The following is a 22243-nucleotide window of genomic DNA, read 5'->3' as shown; positions in this document are numbered from 1 at the left end:
CCCACAAAACCTTCAGGCACAAAAAAGCCCCGACTCTCACAAGCCGGGGCTTTTCGTTGAAGCGCTACAACGGCTTAGCCGTTGAACACGTCATCCACGCTTTTGAGCGGGTAGTTCTTCGGATACGGCAGGGTCGCCACACCGGTCTCGATGGCAGCTTTGGCCACGGCATCGGAGATCAGGGTGATCAGACGGGCATCCATTGGCTTCGGAATGATGTACTCACGACCGAATTCCAGCTTGATGCCGCCGTAGGCGTCGCACACTTCCTGAGGTACCGGCAGCTTGGCCAGTTCACGCAGGGCGTTGGCCGCAGCCACTTTCATTTCTTCGTTGATGCGCTTGGCGCGAACGTCCAGGGCACCGCGGAAAATGAACGGGAAGCCCAGTACGTTGTTGACCTGGTTCGGGTAGTCGGAACGACCGGTGGCCATGATCACGTCGCTACGGGTAGCGTGCGCCAGCTCCGGGGAGATTTCCGGATCAGGGTTCGAGCAGGCGAACACGATCGGGTTAGGCGCCATCGACAGCAGGCCTTCAGCACTCAGCAGGTTCGGGCCGGACAGACCAACGAACACATCAGCGCCTTGCAGGGCGTCAGCCAGGGTGCGCTTGTCGGTCGCGTGAGCGAACACAGCCTTGTACTGGTTCAGGTCGTCACGGCCGGAGTGGATCACGCCGGTGCGGTCGACCATGTAGATGTTTTCGATGTTGGCGCCCATGCTCACAAGCAACTTCATGCAGGAGATGGCGGCAGCGCCGGCACCCAGGCAGACGATCTTGGCTTCCGGCAGGGTTTTGCCAGCGATTTCCAGGGCGTTGATCATGCCGGCGGCGGTCACGATAGCGGTGCCGTGCTGGTCATCGTGGAATACCGGAATATCGCACTGCTCGATCAGAGCGCGCTCGATTTCAAAGCACTCTGGTGCCTTGATGTCTTCCAGGTTGATGCCACCGAAGGTGATGGAGATGCGCTTGACGGTGTCGATGAAGGCTTGCGGGCTTTCGGAGTCGACTTCGATGTCGAAAACGTCGATGCCGGCGAAGCGCTTGAACAGTACGCCTTTGCCTTCCATCACTGGCTTGGAAGCCAATGGGCCGAGGTTACCCAGACCGAGAATCGCGGTGCCATCGGAAATGACTGCAACCAGGTTGCCTTTGCCGGTGTACTTGTAGGCCAGTTCAGGATCGCGGGCGATCTCGCGTACTGGTTCGGCTACGCCCGGGCTGTAGGCCAGCGACAGGTCGCGAGCGGTAGCAGTGGCCTTGGTGAGCTCGACACTCAGCTTCCCTGGACGAGGATTGGCGTGATATTCGAGAGCGGCAGTTTTCAGATCAGACATTTTGGCATTCCGCTTTTTACTGTTGGACAGACTGGTCAGCGAGGATACGCGCCTCGCAAAGTCCCCACAAGACTGACTGGTCACCCCTGTCAAGCGCCCGGCCCTACGACTTTGGGCCAAGAGCCACGGCAGACAAGGGTTAGACTGTTCACAATCAGCGCAAAAAATGTCTACAATTTTTTATCACTGCACGACTTGAAACATCGCCGGGTCGGTCAAGGGCAACATCCAGCGCGCCTGACCTTCTTTCAGTCCGCCACGTCGCGAACGATCCAGCACCCAACCGCGCGCCTCGATCTGCTTGCCTTCGAGCCTTTCCAGCAAGGCCGTATCAAACCGCCCCAGCAGATTGGGTGCAACGCGCAATACAACCGAATCCTGTAACTCGATCCAAACCCCGCCGCGATTGCGTTGAACCTTGCTCACACGACCGCTGAGCACGGCGAAACCGGAAGTGCTGATCTGCTCCGCCTTCAGTACAGGCGACTGGCGCCATACACCGAGCCCGGCCTGTCGAGCGCTGGTTTCTGCAGCTTGCTGACAGGTGACCAGATCGACATTCGGCGCCACGGCCACCTGAAAACCCAGGCCTTCGGCGAGCATTTGCGCTTCGAGGTTGGCGCCATTGGCACCGTAGACATGAGCCAGGGTGCGGCCGTAATGGTCCTTGCCTTCTTTGCCAGGCAGCAAACCAACCTGCCCGTCGCTAGCCGCCACCAGGGCTTCGAGTCGCTTGCGCGCGACCACGGCGAACGGTTCGTCGGAACGGCCATTCTTGCCCAGCTCCGGCGTATTCAAGCCGATCATGCGCACACTGCGGCCATCGCTCAGGCGCAGGGTGTCGCCGTCCACCACCCGCTGCACCGCGACGGGCGCCAGGCCGCTGGGTGCCGGGCAAAACGCCTGGGCGCCGGATAGCCAAATCGCGGACATAAAAAAGGCGCCCGCGAGGGACGCCTTTTTCATCAGCATGGAAAAACCGCAACGGCTTCCCAAGTTGATTGGCCTTAGGCCTTTTTCGCGCCGAAAGCACCGAAACGGTCGGCGAAGCGCTGTACGCGGCCGCCAGTGTCCAGAGTCTTCTGCTTACCGGTGTAGAACGGGTGGCATTCGTTGCAAACGTCGATCGCCAGGGCTTTGCCGAAGGTCGAACGGGTTTCGAACTTGTTGCCGCAGCTGCAGGTAACAGCAACTGCTGGGTATTCTGGATGGATATCAGCTTTCATGGTGTCTTCCTCAGGCTAGCGTGCCGCCACCCAACACTATTGTTGAATACCGCACGTAATTAGGCCGCGGATTCTACCAGACAATGCCAATCACGCAAGCTGTCCCTGAGACCGACCGTCTGCTAGGCTCCCGGCCCAATACGCGATCCTTGTGGGAGCGAGCTTGCTCGCGATGAGGGTGTGTCATTCGGCATATGCGTTGCCTGACACGGCGCTATCGCGAGCAAGCTCGCTCCCACAGGGGGACATCCAACCCCGCTTTTATCTTCCGCTGATCGAGATCCCCCGCGTGCCCGACGCCATTTTGCGCCTCGCCCTGCCTTCGCCGCTGCGCCGCCTGTTCGACTACCGCGCTCCGGCTGGCGTCCTGCGCGCCCAGTTGCACCCCGGCATGCGCCTGCGGGTACCGTTCGGCCGACGGGAGATGATCGGTATTCTGGTAGAAGTCACCGACACCAGCGAAGTGCCGGTCGAGAAACTCAAGCCGGCCCTGGCCCTGCTCGACGCTACGCCACCGCTGCCGCCCGCGCTGTTCAAGCTGTGCCTGTGGACATCCCAGTATTACCAGCACAGCCTCGGCGACACCTTGAGCTGGGCGCTGCCGGTTTTGCTGCGCCAGGGTGAATTAGCCGAAGCACGCCAGGAGCGCTTCTGGTCCGCCGCGCCGGGGGCCAGCCTCGACGATCCGCGCATCGCCCGCGCCCCGCGCCAGCGTGAAGCCCTGGCCACGCTGGCCCAACATCCCCATGGCGTCGCCCATCAATTGCTGAGCAAACTGATGCTGAGCAAGGACAGCCTGGATTTGCTGCTGGCCAAGGACCTGGTGCAGGTCGAGATCCGCCGGCACGCCCCGGGCGCACGCCACGAACACTGGCTGGCGCAACCGGAACTCCCCCTAAACCCGGAGCAGCGCGCCGCCTATGAGGCGATTCGCGCTGGCTTCGACAGTTATCACGCGTTCCTGCTGGCCGGCGTCACCGGCAGCGGCAAGACCGAAGTCTATCTGCAGTTGATCCGCGAAACCCTCGAGGCCGGCAAGCAGGCGCTGGTGCTGATCCCGGAAATCAACCTCGGCCCGCAGACCCTGGCGCGCTTCGAACAGCGTTTCAATGCCCGTATCGCGCTGATCCATTCGGCGGTCAATGACCGCGAACGCCTCGAGGCCTGGCTGGCCGCGCGGGACGGTGAGGCCGACATCATTATCGGCACCCGCTCGGCCCTGTTCACACCGATGAAGAACCCCGGCCTGATCATCATCGACGAAGAGCACGACGGCTCCTATAAACAGCAGGAAGGTTTGCGCTACCACGCCCGTGATCTGGCATTGGTGCGGGCGCGACAGGAAAACATCCCGATTGTCCTCGGTTCCGCCACCCCTTCGCTGGAAAGCCTGCACAACGCCTACACCGGCCGCTACGGGCTGCTGCGCTTGAACGAGCGAGCCGGCGGCGCCAAACAGCCGCGCTTCCTGCGTCTGGACGTGAAAAGCCGCCCGCTGGACAGCGGCATTTCCGGGCCGATGCAACAAGCCATCGGCCAGACTCTGGCCGCCGGACAGCAAGTCCTGGTGTTCCTCAACCGCCGCGGCTTCGCCCCGACCCTGCTGTGTCATGACTGTGGCTGGATGTCCGAGTGCCAGCGCTGTGACGCGAGAATGACCGTGCACCAGCGTTACGGCGAGTTGCGCTGCCACCATTGCGGCTACGTCGAACGTGTGCCGCGCCAGTGCCCGAAGTGCAACAAGGTCGATCTGCGCCCCGTTGGCGCCGGCACCGAACGGGCCGAGGAGCGCCTGGCGATTCTGTTCCCGGACTATCCGGTGCTGCGGGTCGACCGCGACAGCACATCGCGCAAGGATGCGATGAACCAGTTGTTCGCGACCATTCAAAAAGGCCAGCCGTGCATCCTGATCGGCACGCAGATGCTTGCCAAAGGTCACCACTTTCCACGGGTGACGCTGGTGTCGATCCTCGACGCCGACGGCGGCCTGTTCTCCGGCGACTTCCGCGCCAGCGAGCGCATGGCTCAATTGATCGTGCAGGTCGCCGGCCGCGCAGGTCGCGCCGAAGAGCCGGGCAAGGTGATTATCCAGACGCACCTGGCCGACCACCCGCTGCTGGTGCAATTGACCGAGCAAGGCTATTTCGCCTTTGCCGAACAGGCCTTGAGCGAACGCCGCGCGGCCGGTCTGCCGCCGTTTGCGCACCTGGCGCTGCTGCGGGCCGAGGCGCATAAACCGGGTCAGGCCGAAGGCTTCCTGGATGAGGCTTGCAGCGAGGCGGAGCGTTTGCTGGCCGAGCAGAATCTGACCGGAATCGAGTTATTGGGACCGGTCCCGGCACCGATGGAGCGCCGGGCCGGGCGTTATCGTGCACAGCTGTTGGTACAGGCTACGGCGCGAGCACCCTTGCATCGATTGCTGGCCAGTTGGTTGCTGGTGCTGGAGCAGATGCCGAGCGGGCGGGCGGTGCGTTGGTCCTTGGATGTTGATCCGGTCGATTTGTATTAATTTGGAGATTGCCATCGCGAGCAAGCTCGCTCCCACAGTGGTTTTCTGGTGGAACTAAATTTTGTATCCACCTCAAAACCTGTGGGAGCGGCGGTGCGACGATTCGACTTGCTCGCGAAGAGGCCCTAATTGTCACCACACATCCACATCCTGCCTGCTAAGGTTGGCAAGCCCGTCTTCGCAACGGATAATGCCCAGTTTTTCCACCAGCGCATGATGCGCCGCCGCGCCTGCGGTCGAAAGAGAAGACCATGAAAGACACCATTCGCCAGCTGATCCAACAAGCCATCACCCAACTCGTCAACGAAGGTGTGTTGCCTGAAGGCCTGTCGCCGGCGATCCAGGTGGAAAACTCCCGCGACAAGAAGAACGGCGATTTCGCCAGCAACATCGCCATGATGCTGGCCAAGCCCGCCGGCATGAAGCCCCGCGACCTGGCGGAAAAAATCATCGCCGCCCTGCCGGCTGACGAAAATGTCGCCAAGACCGAAATCGCCGGCCCGGGCTTCCTGAACTTCTTCCAGAACACCGACGCCCTGGCCTCGCGCCTGGACGCGGCCCTGGCCGACACCCACATCGGCGTACGCAAGGCCGGCCCGGTGCAGCGCACCGTGGTCGACCTGTCGGCACCGAACCTGGCCAAGGAGATGCACGTCGGTCACCTGCGCTCGACCATCATCGGCGACGGCGTGGCCCGCGTGCTGGAGTTCCTCGGCGACACCGTGATCCGTCAGAACCACGTCGGCGACTGGGGCACCCAGTTCGGCATGCTGATGGCTTACCTGCAGGAAAACCCGATCACCAGCGACGAGCTGTCGGACCTGGAGAACTTCTACCGCGCCGCCAAGCAACGCTTCGACGAATCCGAAGAGTTCGCCGACCGCGCCCGTGGCCTGGTGGTCAAGTTGCAGGCCGGCGACGCCGATTGCCTGGCCCTGTGGACCAAGTTCAAGGACATCTCGCTGTCCCACTGTCAGAAGATCTACGAACTGCTCAACGTTAAACTGACCATGGCCGACGTGATGGGCGAAAGCGCCTACAACGACGACCTGATCAACGTGGTCAACGACTTGAAGGCCGCAGGCATGCTGGTCGAGAGCAACGGCGCCCAATGCGTGTTCCTCGACGAGTTCAAGAACGCCGACGGCGACCCGCTGCCGGTGATCATCGTCAAGGCTGACGGCGGCTACCTCTACGCCACCACCGACCTGGCGGCCGTGCGCTACCGCAGCGGCAAGCTCAAGGCCGATCGTGCGCTGTACTTCGTCGACCAGCGTCAGGCCCTGCACTTCCAGCAAGTGTTCGCCGTGGCGCGCAAGGCCGGTTTCGTGACCCATCCGATGGAAATGGAACACATGGGCTTCGGCACCATGAACGGCGCGGACGGTCGTCCGTTCAAAACCCGTGATGGCGGTACCGTGAAGCTGATCGACCTGCTGACCGAAGCCCAGGAACGCGCCTACACCCTGGTCAAGGACAAGAACCCGGAGCTGGCCGAAGCCGAGCTGCGCAACATCGCCAAGGTGGTGGGCATCGGCGCGGTGAAATACGCCGACCTGTCCAAGCACCGCACCAGCGACTACAGCTTCAACTTCGACCTGATGCTCAACTTCGAAGGCAACACCGCGCCGTACCTGCTGTACGCCTACACCCGCGTGGCCGGCGTGTTCCGCAAGCTCGGCAAGGACTTCAGCGAAGTCGAAGGCCAGATCGTCCTCGAAGCGGCGCACGAACATGAACTGGCGGCGAAGCTCGCGCAGTTTGGCGAAATCCTGAACAACGTGTCCGAAAAAGGCACCCCGCACATCCTTTGCACTTACCTGTACGACGTCGCCGGCCTGTTCTCCAGCTTCTACGAGAACTGCCCGATCCTCGCCGCCGATACCCCGGCACAAATGCAGAGCCGCCTGCGCCTCGCCGCGCTGACCGGACGCACCCTCAAGCAAGGCCTGGAACTCTTGGGCCTGGAAACTCTGGAGCGTATGTAAGTTGGCTGCCAAGAAAAAACCTGCACCCAAGCGTGGCGCCAGCCGTTACCAAGCTCCTGCAAAGCAACCGATTCCGGGTTGGTTGTGGATGGTCATCGGCCTCACGGTCGGTGCGTTCCTTGTGTTTTTGATGAAACTGGAGCCGGGCAAGGGCAGCGACACGGTCAAGCGTGAAAAGGTCGAGCAACAGCAACAGCAGAAAGCCAGCAAGATCGCCGAGGCCAACAAGACCCCGCCGAGCCCGACGCAACCGGTGAAGCCGAAGTACGACTTCTACACCTTGCTGCCGGAATCGGAAGTCATCGTGCCGCCGGATGCCGTGCCGGAAAAAACCCTGCCGACGCCGCAAGTGCCGGCCATCCCGACCACGCCGGTCACCCCGGCCGAAGCGGCGAAGATCGACACCGCACGGGCCCAGGCTGCCTTGGCCGGGATTACTCCGCCTCCTGCACCACCGGTCAAGGCTGCGCCTGTGACGAAGTTTTTCCTGCAGGCTGGCTCGTTCCGCAAAGAGACTGATGCGGACAAGGTGCGGGCGCAGATCATCCTGCTGGGCCAGGCCGTGGCGGTTGAGTCCGGCACGGTGAAGGACGAAACCTGGTATCGGGTTTTGGTCGGGCCGTTCAGCAACCGCGAGCAACTGACCACCGCGCAGAAACAATTGGCGGGCGCAGGCTTCAGCAATTTGTTGTTACAACAACGCCAGGGCCGCTGATTCCTCCCTGTGGGCACCTTGCTTGAGGTCGCCCACAACCCCTGTGGCGAGGGGGCTTGCCCCCGCTGGGGTGCGAAGCGCCCCCAAACCCGGACACCACGTTGCTTCACAAATCCGGGATACCGGTTTTGCGGCCGCTGCGCGACCGAACGGGGGCGAGCCCCCTCACCACAGTTATTGCACGCCATTCGTCCCCCGCCGCTTCCTTCAGTTGAAATCCTCTCCACCACCCCCATATGAATGGGCATAAGGCATTTTCGCCCCGCTGCGTGGAGACTCTTCCCTTGACCACCATCGTTTCAGTTCGCCGCCACGGCAAAGTCGTCATGGGCGGCGACGGCCAGGTTTCCCTTGGTAATACCGTGATGAAAGGCAACGCGAAAAAAGTTCGCCGCCTGTACCACGGTCAGGTCATCGCCGGTTTTGCCGGTGCCACCGCCGACGCCTTTACCCTCTTCGAACGTTTCGAAGGCCAGCTTGAAAAACACCAGGGTCACCTGGTGCGCGCCGCCGTCGAACTCGCCAAAGAATGGCGCACCGACCGTTCCCTGAGCCGCCTTGAAGCCATGCTCGCGGTCGCCAACAAGGACGCCTCCCTGATCATCACCGGCAACGGCGATGTGGTTGAGCCGGAAGATGGCCTGATCGCCATGGGTTCCGGTGGCGCCTACGCCCAGGCCGCGGCCAGCGCGCTGCTGAAAAAGACCGACCTGTCAGCCCGGGAAATCGTCGAAACCGCCCTCGGTATCGCCGGCGACATCTGTGTATTCACCAACCACACCCAGACCATTGAGGAGCAGGACTGCGCCGAGTAAGCCCGTGCAGCCATCGCACCACGGCTCATTCTTGCTTGAGGTCCACTGAATATTATGTCCATGACTCCCCGTGAAATCGTCCACGAACTCAACCGCCACATCATCGGCCAGGACGATGCCAAGCGCGCCGTCGCCATTGCCCTGCGCAACCGCTGGCGCCGCATGCAACTGCCTGAAGAGCTGCGCGTTGAAGTAACGCCAAAGAACATCCTGATGATTGGCCCGACCGGTGTCGGTAAAACCGAGATTGCCCGTCGTCTGGCCAAACTGGCCAATGCGCCGTTCATCAAGGTCGAAGCGACCAAGTTCACTGAAGTCGGCTATGTCGGCCGCGACGTCGAATCGATCATTCGTGACCTGGCCGATGCCGCGATCAAGCTGCTGCGCGAACAGGAAATCGTCAAGGTTCGCCACCGCGCCGAAGACGCCGCCGAAGAGCGCATCCTCGATGCATTGCTGCCACCGGCGCGCATGGGCTTCAGCAGCGACGACGCCCCGACTGCCGATTCCAACACCCGCCAGCTGTTCCGCAAGCGCCTGCGTGAAGGTCAGCTGGATGACAAGGAGATCGAAATCGAGGTCGCCGAAATGGCCGGCGTCGATATCTCCGCGCCACCGGGAATGGAAGAAATGACCAACCAGTTGCAAAGCCTGTTTGCCAACATGGGCAAGGGCAAGAAGAAAGCCCGCAAGCTCAAGGTCAAGGAAGCGCTCAAGCTGGTGCGTGACGAAGAAGCCGGTCGCCTGGTCAACGATGAAGAGTTGAAGGCCAAGGCCCTGGAAGCGGTCGAGCAGCACGGCATCGTGTTCATCGACGAAATCGACAAGGTCGCCAAGCGTGGCAATTCCGGTGGCGTCGATGTGTCCCGCGAAGGCGTGCAGCGCGACCTGCTGCCGCTGATCGAAGGCTGCACCGTCAACACCAAGCTGGGCATGGTCAAGACCGACCACATCCTGTTCATTGCTTCGGGTGCGTTCCACCTGAGCAAGCCGAGCGACCTGGTGCCCGAGCTGCAAGGCCGTCTGCCGATCCGTGTCGAACTCAAGGCCCTGACCCCTGAGGATTTCGAACGCATCCTCAGCGAGCCTCACGCCTCGCTCACCGAGCAATACTGCGCTCTGCTGAAAACCGAAGGCCTGGGCATCGAGTTCCAGCCGAGCGGCATCAAGCGCATCGCGGAGATCGCCTGGCAGGTCAACGAGAAAACCGAAAACATCGGTGCCCGTCGCCTGCACACCCTGCTCGAGCGCCTGCTCGAAGAGGTGTCGTTCAGCGCCGGCGACCTGGCCAGCGCCCATGACGACAAGGTGATCCAGATCGACGCCGACTACGTCAACAGCCACCTGGGTGAATTGGCACAGAACGAAGACCTGTCCCGTTATATCCTGTAAGCCATACTTACAGCGATAGAGATCCTGTGGGAGCGAGCCTGTGGCGAGGGGGCTTGCCCCCGTTGGGGCGCGAAGCGCACCTAAAACCAGCCACCGCGATCCTGAATCAGAATGCGGTGATCGGTTTTACGACTGCTTCGCAGTCGAACGGGGGCAAGCCCCCTCGCCACAGGCTCGCTCCCACAAGGTTCTGCACAAGACGGACATCTGGCCATGATCCCCACCGACATCAAGCTGCACAAAGCCTCGAAAACCCTGACGCTCAAATACGCGTCCGGCGAGGAGTACACCCTGCCCGCCGAGTTCTTGCGCGTGCACTCTCCTTCCGCCGAGGTCCAGGGCCACGGCAAACCCATCCTGCAATTTGGCAAGATCAACGTAGGACTGACCAAGGTAGAACCCGCCGGTCAGTACGCACTGAAATTGACCTTCGATGACGGCCACGACAGCGGCTTGTTCACCTGGGAATATCTGTACGAGCTGGGGCGACGTTATGACGCACTCTGGGAAGATTATCTGGCCGAGCTAAAAGCCGCCGGAAAAACCCGCGATCCGAACGAATCCGTCGTCAGGCTGATGCTCTAATCCGAGCCTCTTGCTCATTAGAGGGCATTTTCTAATTTCATCTGTTTGAATGCTCCGCTCCAGGGCCGCCGATTGGCCTGCTTGCGAAAAAAATTAAACTCGGGTAACCAATGGAACTGGCAAGTTCCCTGCAGTGCTCTCTGCATTAAAAAAGCAGCGATGCAGTATTAACGGTCACCCCGAGCAGTAGTACCTGGCATTGGCTGTGTGACTACACAGCAGGACCCGGTACTCGTCTCAGGACAATGGAGCGTCGTAGATGAGTAACAAGAATAACGATGACTTGAAGAGTCAAGCCTCGGAAAACACCTTGGGGCTGAATCCTGTCGTTGGACTGCGTGGAAAGGATCTACTGGCTTCTGCTCGAATGGTGCTCAGGCAGGCCATCAAGCAACCGATACACAGCGCCAGGCATGTCGCTCATTTCGGCCTTGAACTCAAGAACGTGCTGCTCGGCAAATCCGAGCTGCTGCCGACCAGCGATGACCGTCGCTTCGCGGATCCGGCCTGGAGCCAGAACCCGCTCTACAAACGTTATCTGCAAACCTACCTGGCGTGGCGCAAGGAACTCCACGACTGGATCGACGACAGTAACCTGCCGGCCAAGGACGTCAGCCGCGGGCACTTCGTGATCAACCTCATGACCGAGGCCTTCGCCCCGACCAACACGGCGGCCAACCCGGCGGCGGTCAAGCGCTTCTTCGAAACCGGTGGCAAGAGCCTGCTCGACGGCCTCTCGCACCTGGCCAAGGACCTGGTGCATAACGGCGGCATGCCGAGCCAGGTCAACATGGGTGCATTCGAGGTCGGCAAGACCCTTGGTGTGACCGAGGGCGCGGTGGTCTTTCGCAACGACGTGCTGGAGCTGATCCAGTACAAGCCGATCACCGAGCAGGTGCATGAACGCCCACTGCTGGTGGTACCGCCGCAGATCAACAAGTTCTACGTTTTCGACCTGAGCCCGGAAAAGAGCCTGGCGCGATTCTGCCTGCGCAACAACATGCAGACCTTCATCGTCAGCTGGCGCAACCCGACCAAGGAGCAGCGCGAGTGGGGCCTGTCGACCTACATCGAAGCGCTCAAGGAAGCGGTTGATGTGGTCACCGCCATCACCGGCAGCAAAGACGTGAACATGCTCGGTGCCTGCTCCGGCGGCATCACCTGCACCGCGCTGCTGGGCCACTACGCGGCAATCGGCGAGAACAAGGTCAACGCCCTGACCCTGCTGGTCAGCGTGCTCGACACCACCCTGGACAGCGACGTGGCCCTGTTCGTCGACGAGCAAACCCTGGAAGCCGCCAAGCGCCAGTCGTACCAGGCCGGTGTACTCGAAGGCCGCGACATGGCGAAAGTCTTCGCCTGGATGCGCCCCAACGACCTGATCTGGAACTACTGGGTCAACAACTACCTGTTGGGCAACGAACCTCCGGTATTCGACATTCTGTTCTGGAACAACGACACCACCCGGTTGCCCGCCGCGTTCCATGGCGACCTGATCGAGATGTTCAAAAGTAACCCGTTGACCCGTGCCGATGCACTGGAAGTGTGCGGTACGCCGATCGATCTGAAGAAGGTCACCGCCGACATCTTCTCGCTGGCCGGCACCAGCGACCACATTACCCCGTGGCGCTCCTGCTACAAGTCGGCGCAACTGTTCGGCGGCAACGTTGAATTCGTACTGTCCAGCAGCGGACACATCCAGAGCATTCTGAACCCGCCGGGCAATCCGAAATCGCGCTACATGACCAGCACTGAAATGCCCGCCAATGCCGATGACTGGCAGGAAGAGTCGACCAAGCACGCCGACTCCTGGTGGCTGCATTGGCAGGCGTGGCAGGCACAGCGTTCGGGCAACCTGAAAAAAGCTCCGCTGAAATTGGGCAACAAGGCCTATCCCGCGGGTGAAGCCGCGCCAGGCACCTATGTGCATGAGCGGTAACTGACACACCTCGACTTCCCTGTGGGAGCGAGCTTGCTCGCGATGACGGTGGCAGGTTTGGCATATGCGCTGACTGACACTCCGCTATCGCGAGCAAGCTCGCTCCCACAAAGGGATCGGGGAAGAATTTGAGAAAGCGACACACAGGGCCAGAAGCATGCCGCAACCCTTCATATTCCGTACCGTCGATCTGGATGGCCAGACGCTCCGCACGGCGGTACGCCCCGGCAAGCCTCACTTGACGCCCCTGCTGATATTCAACGGCATCGGCGCCAACCTGGAGCTGGTGTTCCCGTTCATCGCTGCACTGGATCCGGACCTGGAAGTCATCGCCTTCGACGTACCCGGCGTCGGCGGCTCGTCGACACCAAACCGGCCGTATCGCTTTCCGAGCCTTGCGAAGCTCACAGCGCGGATGCTCGACTATCTCGACTACGGGCAGGTCAACGTCATCGGCGTGTCCTGGGGGGGCGCCCTGGCCCAACAGTTCGCCTACGACTATCCGGAGCGCTGCAAGAAACTCGTGCTGGCGGCAACGGCGGCGGGTGCGGTGATGGTACCGGGCAAGCCGAAAGTGCTGTGGATGATGGCCAGCCCGCGACGCTACATCCAACCGTCCCACGTGATCCGCATTGCGCCGATGATCTACGGCGGCGCTTTCCGTCGCGACCCGACGCTGGCCGCGAGCCATGCGGCCAAGGTGCGTTCAGCGGGCAAGCTCGGATACTACTGGCAGCTGTTCGCCGGCCTCGGCTGGACCAGCATCCACTGGTTGCACAAGATCCGCCAGCCGACCCTGGTACTGGCCGGCGACGATGACCCGCTGATCCCGTTGGTCAACATGCGCTTGCTGGCCTGGCGGATCCCCAACGCCCAGTTGCACATCATCGATGACGGGCATTTGTTCCTGATTACCCGGGCCGAAGCGGTGGCCCCGATCATCATGAAATTCCTGGAAGAGGAGCGCCAGCGCGCGGTGATGCATCCGCGTCCGGCGCCATTGGGCAGCTAAACCGCTGCATCAGCGGCCGGCAGGACGCCACGCCGCGCAACAACCCGTTACAGCGTCTATGGTGTTCTGGTTCGGTGTGTTTGTTTTTAGCCTGAAGACGAAGGAGTGTTGACTCATGCGCGAGAAACCAGCGAGGGATTCCTTACCGACTCCCGCCGCGTTCATCAATGCACAGAGTGCGATTACCGGCCTGCGCGGTCGGGATCTGTTATCGACCCTGCGTAGTGTGGCCGCCCATGGCTTGCGCAATCCGGTGCACAGTGCCCGACATGCCCTCAAACTCGGCGGCCAGCTTGGTCGTGTGCTGCTGGGCGAAACCCTGCACCCGACCAACCCGCAGGACACCCGCTTCACCGATCCGGCATGGAGCCTCAACCCGTTTTATCGGCGCAGCCTGCAGGCCTATCTTAGCTGGCAGAAACAGGTCAAGAGCTGGATCGACGAGAGCGACATGAGCCCGGACGACCGCGCCCGTGCCCACTTTGCGTTCACCTTGCTCAACGACGCCGTATCACCCTCCAACACCCTGCTCAATCCACTGGCGGTCAAGGAGCTCTTCAATTCCGGCGGTAACAGCCTGGTGCGTGGCATCAGCCATTTGGTGGACGATCTGCTGCACAACGACGGCCTGCCCCGGCAAGTCACCAAGCAAGCATTCGAGGTTGGCAAGACGGTCGCCACCTCCACCGGAGCCGTGGTGTTTCGCAACGAACTGCTGGAGTTGATCCAGTACAAACCGATGAGCGAAAAGCAGTATTCCAAGCCCCTGCTGGTGGTGCCACCGCAAATCAACAAGTACTACATTTTCGACCTGAGTCCCCACAACAGCTTCGTCCAGTACGCGCTGAAAAACGGCCTGCAAACCTTCATGATCAGTTGGCGCAACCCGGATGTGCGTCACCGCGAATGGGGGCTCTCGACCTACGTGGAAGCCGTAGAAGAGGCCATGAATGTCTGCCGGGCGATCACCGGCGCACGGGAGGTCAACCTGATGGGCGCTTGCGCCGGCGGTCTGACCATTGCCGCGCTGCAAGGACACCTGCAGGCCAAACGGCAGCTGCGCAGGGTGTCCAGCGCAACTTACCTGGTGAGCCTGCTCGACAGCCAGATGGACAGCCCCGCAACGCTGTTCGCCGACGAACAGACTCTGGAAGCCGCCAAACGCCGCTCCTATCAGAAAGGTGTACTGGACGGCCGCGACATGGCCAAGGTCTTCGCCTGGATGCGCCCCAACGATTTGATCTGGAGCTACTTCGTCAACAACTACCTGTTGGGCAAGGAGCCACCGGCGTTCGACATTCTCTACTGGAACAACGACAACACGCGCCTGCCGGCCGCCCTGCATGGCGACCTGCTGGACTTCTTCAAGCACAACCCGCTGACTCACCCGGGCGGCCTGGAAGTGTGTGGCACGCCGATCGACTTGCAGAAGGTCACCGTCGACAGCTTCAGCGTCGCCGGCATCAACGATCACATCACGCCGTGGGACGCGGTGTATCGCTCGACGCTGTTGCTCGGTGGCGAGCGGCGCTTCGTGCTGTCCAACAGCGGCCATGTGCAGAGCATCCTCAACCCGCCGAGCAACCCGAAAGCCAACTACGTCGAGAACGGCAAATTCAGCAGCGACCCACGGGCCTGGTACTACGACGCCAAGCGTGTCGATGGCAGTTGGTGGACCCAATGGCTTGGCTGGATTCAGGAACGCTCCGGCGCGCAGAAGGAAACCCACATGGCGCTCGGCAACCAGAACTATCCACCGATGGAGGCAGCACCCGGTACTTACGTGCGCGTGCGCTGACGTTCAACGAGCCACGGCCACTGTCGGCCGTGGCAAGACCCGATCATTAAGAAGACTGGATGAAAACCCGCGACCGGATCCTCGAATGTGCCCTGCAGTTGTTCAATCAGAAGGGCGAACCGAATGTCTCCACCATGGAAGTTGCCAATGAGATGGGCATCAGCCCGGGCAACCTCTACTACCACTTCCACGGCAAGGAGCCTCTGATTCTCGGGCTGTTCGAGCGTTTCCAGGGCGAACTGGCCCCCTTGCTCGATCCACCGGCCGATGCCGAACTGGCACCCGAAGAATACTGGCTGTTCCTGCACCTGATCGTCGAACGCCTGTCCCACTACCGGTTCCTGTTCCAGGACCTGTCGAACCTCGCCGGGCGCCTGCCGAAACTGGCCAAGGGCATTCGCAACCTGCTTAATGCACTCAAGCGCACACTGGCGTCGCTGCTGGCACGATTGAAGGCGCAAGGGCTGCTGGTCAGCGATACCCAGGCACTGGGGCAACTGGTGGAGCAGATCACCATGACGCTGCTTTTTTCACTGGACTATCAGCGGATTCTTGATCGTCAGGGCGAAGTGCGATTGGTGGTTTACCAGATCATGATGCTGGTGGCGCCGCACCTGCTGCCATCGATGAAGGCCGCGACCGAACAGATGGCGATGGAGTACCTGGAAGACCACGAGTAAGCCTGACACCCGCCAACCCTGTGGGAGCGAGCTTGCTCGCGATGGCGGCGGATCAGCCAACATCAATGTTGAATGTGATGGCCTCATCGCGAGCAAGCTCGCTCCCACATTGGGCTTGTGTCGGTCAGAGATTCGCACACAAACAAAAACGCCCGACCTACACAGGCCGGGCGTTTTCTTGAGCCCTGAAAATCAGGACTGACTGGTTGGCGTCGATGGAGCTGGCGCGACAGTCGGGGTGACCGCAGGGGTCGGTGCGGTAGCGGAGTTCGAAGCGCTGACCGGAGCTGCCGGCGTTGCCGGTTTGGCAGCTGCCACTGCTGGTTTTGGCGCGACGGCCTTTGGAACTGCAGGCTTTTTCACCGCTGGTTTTTTCGCCGCAGCGGGTTTGGCCGCTGCAGTTTTCGCTGCAGGCTTGGCGGCCGGTTTAGCCGCTGGTTTGGCGGCGGCTTTTGCAGCCACCGGCTTGGCTGCGGGTTTGGCTGCGGCCGGTTTGGCGGCTGCAGTTTTAGCCGCAGGCTTGGCAGCAGGTTTAGCCGCTGCTTTTGCCAGTGGCTTGGCTGCGGTTTTGGCAGCAGGCTTGGCTGCCGCGGTTTTCGCCGCAACAGGCGCAACCTTGGCACCGGTCAGTTTTTCGATTTGCTTGGTCAGGGTTTCGACCTTGCTGTGCAGTGCCTTGACCTCGTTGCGGCTCGGTACGCCCAGACGCGAAATGGCGCTGTTCAGACGCTTGTCGAAAGCACCTTCCAGCTCATCCCACTTGCCCAGTGCGCGATCTTTCACGCCGCTGATGCGCGACTTGGCCGAAGAAGCGGAGTCCTTGGCGGCGTCGACAGTCTTGCCAACAGCGCTCTTGGTGAGCTTCTCGGCTTTCTCGCCGTCCTTAACCAATGCATCGAAGAGTTTGCTGCCGTCAGTGTCGATCTTCGAGTACACGCCTAAACCAGCCAGCCAGATTTTTCGGGAGTAATCTTCAACCTTCCCGATCCACGAGCTGCCTTCTTTTTCGGTTTTCTTTTTAACAGCCATCCCGTTCTCCTTAAGATTTACGCGCGACACGTTCGAGCAATGCCGTCAGCTCATCGAGCTTAGCAGAGAGTGTCTCAACGTCATGTTTAGACGGAATACCGATACGATTCAAGGTACTTGCGACACGCGTGTCGAACGCCTTCTCGACCTTGTCGAGTTGAACCTCGACCTTGCCTTTGAAAGTGCTGACTTCACTCTTGGCTTCATCGATCTCGGCATTGGCCGCTTCAAGCTTCTCAGCGACTACCTTTTTGCCTTTCTTTTCAACAACCTGACCAGCCTTGATCAGCTCCTGAAAGTACTCGCTGCCCTCTTGGCCGACCTTGGCGTAGGCACCCAGGCCTGCCAGCCAGATCTTGCGGGCATAGGATTTGACGTCGCCCAGCGTGCCGGTCGACGGGTCGATTTTTTTCTTCAAAATAACTTTGGCCATGGTGCACCTCACGCGCAGAAGGTTTGAGGAACTGCCCGGGTAAGTGTCGGGCTCTGGCACAAAGTAGGGAGAAAAATTAGAAACGGCACCCTAACAAATGACATAAACCTTTGAGAGCGCCACGCAAAAAACTGTGGGAGCGAGCTTGCTCGCGATAGCGATTCATCAGTCAAAATTAATGTCGACTGACACTGCGCCATCGCGAGCAAGCTCGCTCCCACAGGGGATCTCATTACAGCTGGAAATCAGGCCAGGGCCTTGTCGAGCGCCTTTTCGATTTCCGCTTTGATCATGCCGCCCATGGCCGACATCATCAGGCCCAGCTCCACGTCGACCTTGATCGAATCTTCACTGACATGCACCGCACCCTTCACACCCGAGCGCTTGAGGTTGAGGGTGTCGCCGGACCACTGCGGCTCCAGGCCATACTGATCGGAAAGTTTCTGCGCCAGCTTGTCGGCCTTCTCGCGAGCCGCTTCCTTACCCAGGCCATGGGCACGTTCAACACTAATACGGGCCATCAAATGACTCCTGCTTTATGGATGCTTTCCCGAGGCATCTTGACCACTGCTGCGTCAAAACGTCCCGATGGTTGCCCATCTTACCTTCAGCCTTGCCAAGACAAAGCATGCCTTGGGGATTAGAATGTCGCGCATTCTCTTTTGGTGACAGCGATATGACTGATCAGCGCAAAGGCAGCGATGCCGAACCCACCACTCACTTCGGCTTCAAAAACGTTCCGGAAAGCCAGAAAGCGGAAAAAGTCGCTGAGGTTTTCCACTCGGTAGCCGCCAAGTACGACCTGATGAACGACCTTCTGTCGGGCGGCATGCACCGTCTGTGGAAGCGTTTCGCGATCGAACTGTCGGGCGTTCGTGCCGGTAACCGCGTGCTCGACATCGCCGGCGGCACTGGCGACCTGACCAAAAAATTCTCGCACCTGGTAGGCCCGACCGGCCAGGTCGTGTTGGCCGACATCAACGAATCCATGCTCAAGGTCGGTCGTGACCGCCTCCTTGACCTCGGTGTGGCCGGCAACGTCGAATTCGTCCAGGCCGACGCGGAAAAACTGCCGTTCCCGGACAACCATTTCGACTGCGTGACCATCGCCTTCGGCCTGCGCAACGTGACCCACAAGGAAGATGCCCTGCGCTCGATGCTACGCGTGCTCAAGCCGGGCGGCCGCTTGTTGGTACTGGAGTTCTCCAAGCCGACCAACGCACTGATGTCCAAGGCCTACGATGCTTACTCGTTCGCCTTCATGCCGCTGATGGGCAAGCTGATCACCAACGACTCGGAAAGCTATCGCTACCTGGCCGAATCGATCCGCATGCACCCGAACCAGGAAACCCTGAAGTCGATGATGGTCGAGGCCGGTTTCGACCGCGTGACCTATCACAACATGACCGCAGGCATCGTTGCCCTGCACCGCGGCATCAAGCCCTGATGTTGCTCGCCGGCCTGCTCGCCAGCGTTGAACTCGGCCTGAACCGGGTGCTGCGTCTCGACAGCACGGCGCTGCCGCGGCTGGCGCATTTGACCGGCAAAGTGATTGCCGTCGATTGCCGCAGCCCGGTGCTGCAACTGTTCATCCTGCCTAGCGACGAAGGTCTGATGCTCGCCTCCCAGTGGGAAACCGGCGCCGACTGCACCTTGCGTGCACCGGCCTCGAGCCTGTTGAAACTGGCGATGAGCAAGGACAAGACCTCGGTCCTGCACGCCCCTGAAGTCGAACTCGACGGCGACAGCGGCGTGCTGCTGGAACTGGCGGCGATCCTCCAGGACCTGGAACTGGATTGGGAGTACGAACTCTCGCGCTGGCTGGGACCTGTGGCCACGCAACTGGTCGGCGGTCACCTGCGCAGCCGCGCCCGCTGGTATCAGCAAGGGTTCGCCAGCCTCAACCAGAACCTAGGTGAGTACCTGGCCGAAGAATCGCGCACCCTTGTCGGTCAGCGCGAAGCCGAAGCCCGATTCAGTGAGCTGGACCAGATCAAGCTTGATCTTGAACGTCTCGAGGCGCGTTTCGAGCGCCTTTCCCGATCCCTCGACCCAAGCGATAACGCATGAAGCTGCTTGCCGTCCGCCGTCTGTTGCGCATCCAGCGCGTCGTGATCCGCTACCGCCTCGATGACCTGCTGTTCGCCCTGCCGCTGCCCTGGTTCTTGCGGGCGCTGCGTTACGCCTTGCCGTGGCGCTGGTTCCCGCGCAAAACCCTGGACCTGAGCCGTGGCGCGCGTTTGCGCCTGGCGTTGCAGGACCTGGGGCCGATCTTCATAAAGTTCGGGCAGATCCTGTCCACTCGCCGCGACCTGTTGCCCGAGGACATCGCCGACGAACTGATGAAGCTGCAGGACCGCGTACCGCCATTCGACTCGCAAGTGTCGGTCAAGCTGATCGAAGAACAGCTGGGTAAGAAAATCAGCGAAGTCTTCAGCCGTTTCGACGTCGAACCGCTGGCCTCGGCCTCGGTGGCGCAGGTACACGCCGCGCAACTGAAAACCGGTGAAGAAGTGGTGGTCAAGGTGATCCGCCCGGGCCTCAAACCGGTGATTGCCCAGGACCTGGCGTGGCTGTTCATCCTCGCCCGCGCCGCCGAAAAACTCTCGGCCGATGCGCGCCTGCTGCACCCGGTGGACGTGGTCAGCGATTATGAAAAAACCATCTACGACGAACTCGACCTGCTGCGCGAGGCGGCCAACGCCAGCCAGTTGAAGCGCAACTTCGACGGCTCGCCGCTGCTGTACGTCCCGCAAGTCTATTGGGACTGGTGCCGGCCGAAAGTGCTGGTGATGGAACGCATCTACGGTATTCAGGTTACCGATCTGGCGACTCTGGCCGACCAGCGCACGGACATGAAAATGCTCGCCGAGCGTGGCGTGGAGATTTTCTTCACCCAGGTGTTCCGCGACAGTTTCTTCCACGCCGACATGCACCCCGGCAACATTTTCGTCAGCACCGTGAGTCCGTGGAGCCCGCAGTACATTGCGATCGACTGCGGCATCGTCGGCAGCCTGACCCCGGAAGACCAGGATTACCTGGCGCGCAACCTGTTCGCCTTCTTCAAGCGCGATTACCGTCGCGTGGCGCAGTTGCACATCGATTCGGGCTGGGTGCCGGCGGAAACCAAGCTCAACGAATTCGAAGCGGCGATCCGTACCGTGTGCGAGCCGATCTTCGAAAAACCGTTAAAAGATATTTCCTTCGGTCAGGTGCTGATGCGCCTGTTCCAGACTGCGCGCCGCTTCAACATGGAAGTGCAGCCGCAGTTGGTCCTGCTGCAAAAAACCCTGTTGAACATCGAAGGCCTGGGCCGCCAGCTGTACCCGGACCTCGATCTGTGGAACACCGCTCAGCCATTCCTCGAACGCTGGATGCGCGAGCGGGTCAGCCCCAAAGCCCTGCTCGGCAACGTGCACAGCCAATTCGAACAGATCCCGCACCTGGCCAACATGGCCCGCGACCTGCTCGAACGCATGTCCCAACCCCACGCCTACGACCCGCCGCCACCGTGGCGTCGACGCCGTGACGACTGGTTCCTGCGCCTGCTCGGTACGGCCCATCTGGCCGGTGGCGCCGTCCTTGCCGCTGGCGGACCGCTGAACCAGTTGGCCTATTGGCCGGCGGGAATCATGATGGCGGTCGGTTTGTATCTGGTCGTGCGCCGATAGCCAGTTGTGTGAACGACTGGCACACTGTTTGAACGCCTGAGCTCGGCTATTGAAGTGTCGAGCCCGCTGTCGGAGTCGAAGATGAAAAACTGGCTGGACGAGATCAAGTGGGACGCTGACGGCCTGGTGCCGGCCATTGCCCAGGATCACAAGACCGGGCGCGTCCTGATGATGGCCTGGATGAACCGCGAAGCACTGGAACTGACCGCTGCCGAGAACCGTGCCATTTACTGGTCACGTTCCCGTGGCAAGCTGTGGCGCAAGGGCGAAGAGTCCGGCCATGTGCAAACCCTGCACGAGATGCGCCTGGACTGCGACGCCGACGTCATCATCCTGATGGTCGAGCAGATCGGCGACATCGCCTGTCATACCGGCCGCCAGAGCTGCTTCTACCGCGTCTATGAGAACGGCGACTGGACAACCGTCGACCCGGTCCTGAAAGATCCGCACGCCATCTATTCCGCAGGGCACAAACATGAGTGACACTCTCACCCGCCTCGCCGAGGTACTGGAGGAGCGCAAAGGCGCCGCCGCCGACAGCTCGTATGTCGCCAGCCTGTACCACAAGGGCTTGAACAAGATTCTGGAAAAAGTCGGCGAAGAGTCGGTCGAAACCATCATCGCCGCCAAGGACGCCGCCGTCAGCGGCGACTGCAGCGATGTGATCTACGAAACCGCCGACCTGTGGTTCCACAGCATGGTCATGCTCGCCCAATTGGGGCAGCATCCACAGGCTGTACTCGATGAACTGGACCGTCGTTTCGGTCTCTCCGGACACGCCGAGAAAGCCTCGCGCCCGTCCGCCTGAATAACTATTAGAGAGGAGCAGCAGCATGGGCATTTTTGACTGGAAACACTGGGTCGTCATCCTGGTTGTCGTGGTACTGGTGTTCGGCACCAAGAAACTGAAAAACCTCGGCACTGACGTCGGCGAGTCGATCAAGGGCTTCCGCAAAGCCATGAACGACGATGAAAAACCGGCCGACCCGAACGCGACCCCGGCCCAACCGGTTCCTCCGGTTCAGCCACAGGCATCCGTGAACCAGCCGCACACCATCGACGTGCAGGCACAGAAAGTCGAAGAGCCGATCCGCAAAGACGTGTGAGC

22 protein-coding genes are annotated in these 22243 nt (G+C 60.9%); 16 read left to right on the top strand and 6 right to left on the bottom strand.

All coding sequences use genetic code 11. The annotated features are described in order from the left end of the window. Window positions 1-74: 74 nt before the first annotated feature. From PSJE_RS21535 to rpmE, 3 genes are all read right to left on the bottom strand, one after another. Window positions 75-1343, bottom strand: coding sequence for a malic enzyme-like NAD(P)-binding protein (locus PSJE_RS21535; protein ID WP_008047852.1), 1269 nt, complete (start codon window positions 1341-1343; stop codon window positions 75-77). Window positions 1344-1526: 183 nt separating this feature from the next. Continuing rightward, a complete protein-coding gene (locus PSJE_RS21530; RefSeq protein WP_090452667.1) occupies window positions 1527-2315 on the bottom strand; it encodes a thermonuclease family protein in 789 nt (262 codons plus the stop codon). Window positions 2316-2350: 35 nt separating this feature from the next. Continuing rightward, window positions 2351-2569: a 50S ribosomal protein L31 gene (rpmE, locus tag PSJE_RS21525; RefSeq protein ID WP_008047849.1), complete on the bottom strand. Its 219-nt coding sequence runs from the start codon at window positions 2567-2569 to the stop codon at window positions 2351-2353. Between the two features lie 289 nt (window positions 2570-2858). On the opposite strand from rpmE, the gene PSJE_RS21520 reads away from it, so the two are divergent. The 10 genes from PSJE_RS21520 to PSJE_RS21475 all read left to right on the top strand — a co-directional run bounded on the left by PSJE_RS21520 (window position 2859) and on the right by PSJE_RS21475 (window position 16002). Beyond that, window positions 2859-5078, top strand: a complete 2220-nt coding sequence (locus PSJE_RS21520) for a primosomal protein N' (RefSeq protein ID WP_090452665.1) — start codon at window positions 2859-2861, stop codon at window positions 5076-5078. Window positions 5079-5329: 251 nt separating this feature from the next. Beyond that, complete coding sequence (argS, locus tag PSJE_RS21515; RefSeq protein ID WP_090452663.1) at window positions 5330-7066, top strand: arginine--tRNA ligase; 1737 nt, start codon at window positions 5330-5332, stop codon at window positions 7064-7066. 1 nt (window position 7067) lies between these two features. Then, window positions 7068-7781: an SPOR domain-containing protein gene (locus PSJE_RS21510; RefSeq protein ID WP_090452661.1), complete on the top strand. Its 714-nt coding sequence runs from the start codon at window positions 7068-7070 to the stop codon at window positions 7779-7781. A gap of 284 nt (window positions 7782-8065) precedes the next feature. After that, a complete protein-coding gene (gene hslV, locus PSJE_RS21505) occupies window positions 8066-8596 on the top strand; it encodes an ATP-dependent protease subunit HslV (RefSeq protein WP_007975582.1) in 531 nt (176 codons plus the stop codon). A gap of 54 nt (window positions 8597-8650) precedes the next feature. Next, entirely contained in the window at window positions 8651-9988 is a 1338-nt protein-coding gene (gene hslU, locus PSJE_RS21500) for an ATP-dependent protease ATPase subunit HslU (protein WP_057712360.1), read from the top strand. A gap of 213 nt (window positions 9989-10201) precedes the next feature. Further along, a complete protein-coding gene (locus tag PSJE_RS21495; RefSeq protein ID WP_057712361.1) occupies window positions 10202-10573 on the top strand; it encodes a gamma-butyrobetaine hydroxylase family protein in 372 nt (123 codons plus the stop codon). A 259-nt stretch (window positions 10574-10832) separates the two neighbouring features. Further along, a complete protein-coding gene (gene phaC, locus PSJE_RS21490) occupies window positions 10833-12512 on the top strand; it encodes a class II poly(R)-hydroxyalkanoic acid synthase (protein WP_057712362.1) in 1680 nt (559 codons plus the stop codon). A 157-nt stretch (window positions 12513-12669) separates the two neighbouring features. Beyond that, entirely contained in the window at window positions 12670-13524 is an 855-nt protein-coding gene (gene phaZ, locus PSJE_RS21485; protein ID WP_057712363.1) for a poly(3-hydroxyalkanoate) depolymerase, read from the top strand. Window positions 13525-13639: 115 nt separating this feature from the next. After that, window positions 13640-15322: a class II poly(R)-hydroxyalkanoic acid synthase gene (gene phaC / locus PSJE_RS21480; RefSeq protein ID WP_090452657.1), complete on the top strand. Its 1683-nt coding sequence runs from the start codon at window positions 13640-13642 to the stop codon at window positions 15320-15322. A 59-nt stretch (window positions 15323-15381) separates the two neighbouring features. Next, a complete protein-coding gene (locus PSJE_RS21475; RefSeq protein ID WP_057712365.1) occupies window positions 15382-16002 on the top strand; it encodes a TetR/AcrR family transcriptional regulator in 621 nt (206 codons plus the stop codon). Between the two features lie 192 nt (window positions 16003-16194). Here PSJE_RS21475 and PSJE_RS21470 read toward each other — a convergent pair whose 3' ends face one another. The 3 genes from PSJE_RS21470 to PSJE_RS21460 form a co-directional block, all read right to left on the bottom strand. After that, window positions 16195-17031, bottom strand: coding sequence for a phasin family protein (locus tag PSJE_RS21470; RefSeq protein ID WP_090452655.1), 837 nt, complete (start codon window positions 17029-17031; stop codon window positions 16195-16197). A 10-nt stretch (window positions 17032-17041) separates the two neighbouring features. Further along, a complete protein-coding gene (locus tag PSJE_RS21465; protein ID WP_057712367.1) occupies window positions 17042-17464 on the bottom strand; it encodes a phasin family protein in 423 nt (140 codons plus the stop codon). A 245-nt stretch (window positions 17465-17709) separates the two neighbouring features. Further along, window positions 17710-17985, bottom strand: coding sequence for a polyhydroxyalkanoic acid system family protein (locus tag PSJE_RS21460; protein WP_090452653.1), 276 nt, complete (start codon window positions 17983-17985; stop codon window positions 17710-17712). 155 nt (window positions 17986-18140) lie between these two features. Here PSJE_RS21460 and ubiE point away from each other — a divergent pair, with 155 nt between their 5' ends. The 6 genes from ubiE to PSJE_RS21430 all read left to right on the top strand — a co-directional run bounded on the left by ubiE (window position 18141) and on the right by PSJE_RS21430 (window position 22241). Continuing rightward, complete coding sequence (gene ubiE, locus PSJE_RS21455) at window positions 18141-18911, top strand: bifunctional demethylmenaquinone methyltransferase/2-methoxy-6-polyprenyl-1,4-benzoquinol methylase UbiE (RefSeq protein ID WP_053153319.1); 771 nt, start codon at window positions 18141-18143, stop codon at window positions 18909-18911. Continuing rightward, on the top strand, window positions 18911-19534 hold the full coding sequence (locus tag PSJE_RS21450; protein WP_057712368.1) for a ubiquinone biosynthesis accessory factor UbiJ: 624 nt from the start codon (window positions 18911-18913) through the stop codon (window positions 19532-19534). Before ubiE ends, PSJE_RS21450 begins: the two co-directional genes overlap by 1 nt. Continuing rightward, a complete protein-coding gene (gene ubiB / locus PSJE_RS21445; protein ID WP_090452651.1) occupies window positions 19531-21135 on the top strand; it encodes a ubiquinone biosynthesis regulatory protein kinase UbiB in 1605 nt (534 codons plus the stop codon). Before PSJE_RS21450 ends, ubiB begins: the two co-directional genes overlap by 4 nt. A gap of 81 nt (window positions 21136-21216) precedes the next feature. Next, a complete protein-coding gene (gene hisI / locus PSJE_RS21440) occupies window positions 21217-21618 on the top strand; it encodes a phosphoribosyl-AMP cyclohydrolase (RefSeq protein ID WP_007989281.1) in 402 nt (133 codons plus the stop codon). Continuing rightward, the gene (locus tag PSJE_RS21435; RefSeq protein ID WP_007975564.1) at window positions 21611-21943 is read left to right on the top strand and encodes a phosphoribosyl-ATP diphosphatase; all 333 of its coding nucleotides are present in this window, start codon (window positions 21611-21613) and stop codon (window positions 21941-21943) included. Before hisI ends, PSJE_RS21435 begins: the two co-directional genes overlap by 8 nt. 25 nt (window positions 21944-21968) lie before the next feature. Then, window positions 21969-22241 carry a twin-arginine translocase TatA/TatE family subunit gene (locus PSJE_RS21430; RefSeq protein ID WP_057712370.1) on the top strand — a complete coding sequence of 91 codons (273 nt, stop codon included), beginning with the start codon at window positions 21969-21971 and terminating at the stop codon, window positions 22239-22241. Window positions 22242-22243: the final 2 nt, after the last annotated feature.

Source organism: Pseudomonas jessenii, assembly GCF_002236115.1.
GTDB lineage: Bacteria > Pseudomonadota > Gammaproteobacteria > Pseudomonadales > Pseudomonadaceae > Aquipseudomonas > Aquipseudomonas jessenii.
Note: the sequence above shows the minus strand (reverse complement) of the source record. Positions and strands in the feature narration are given on the sequence as shown.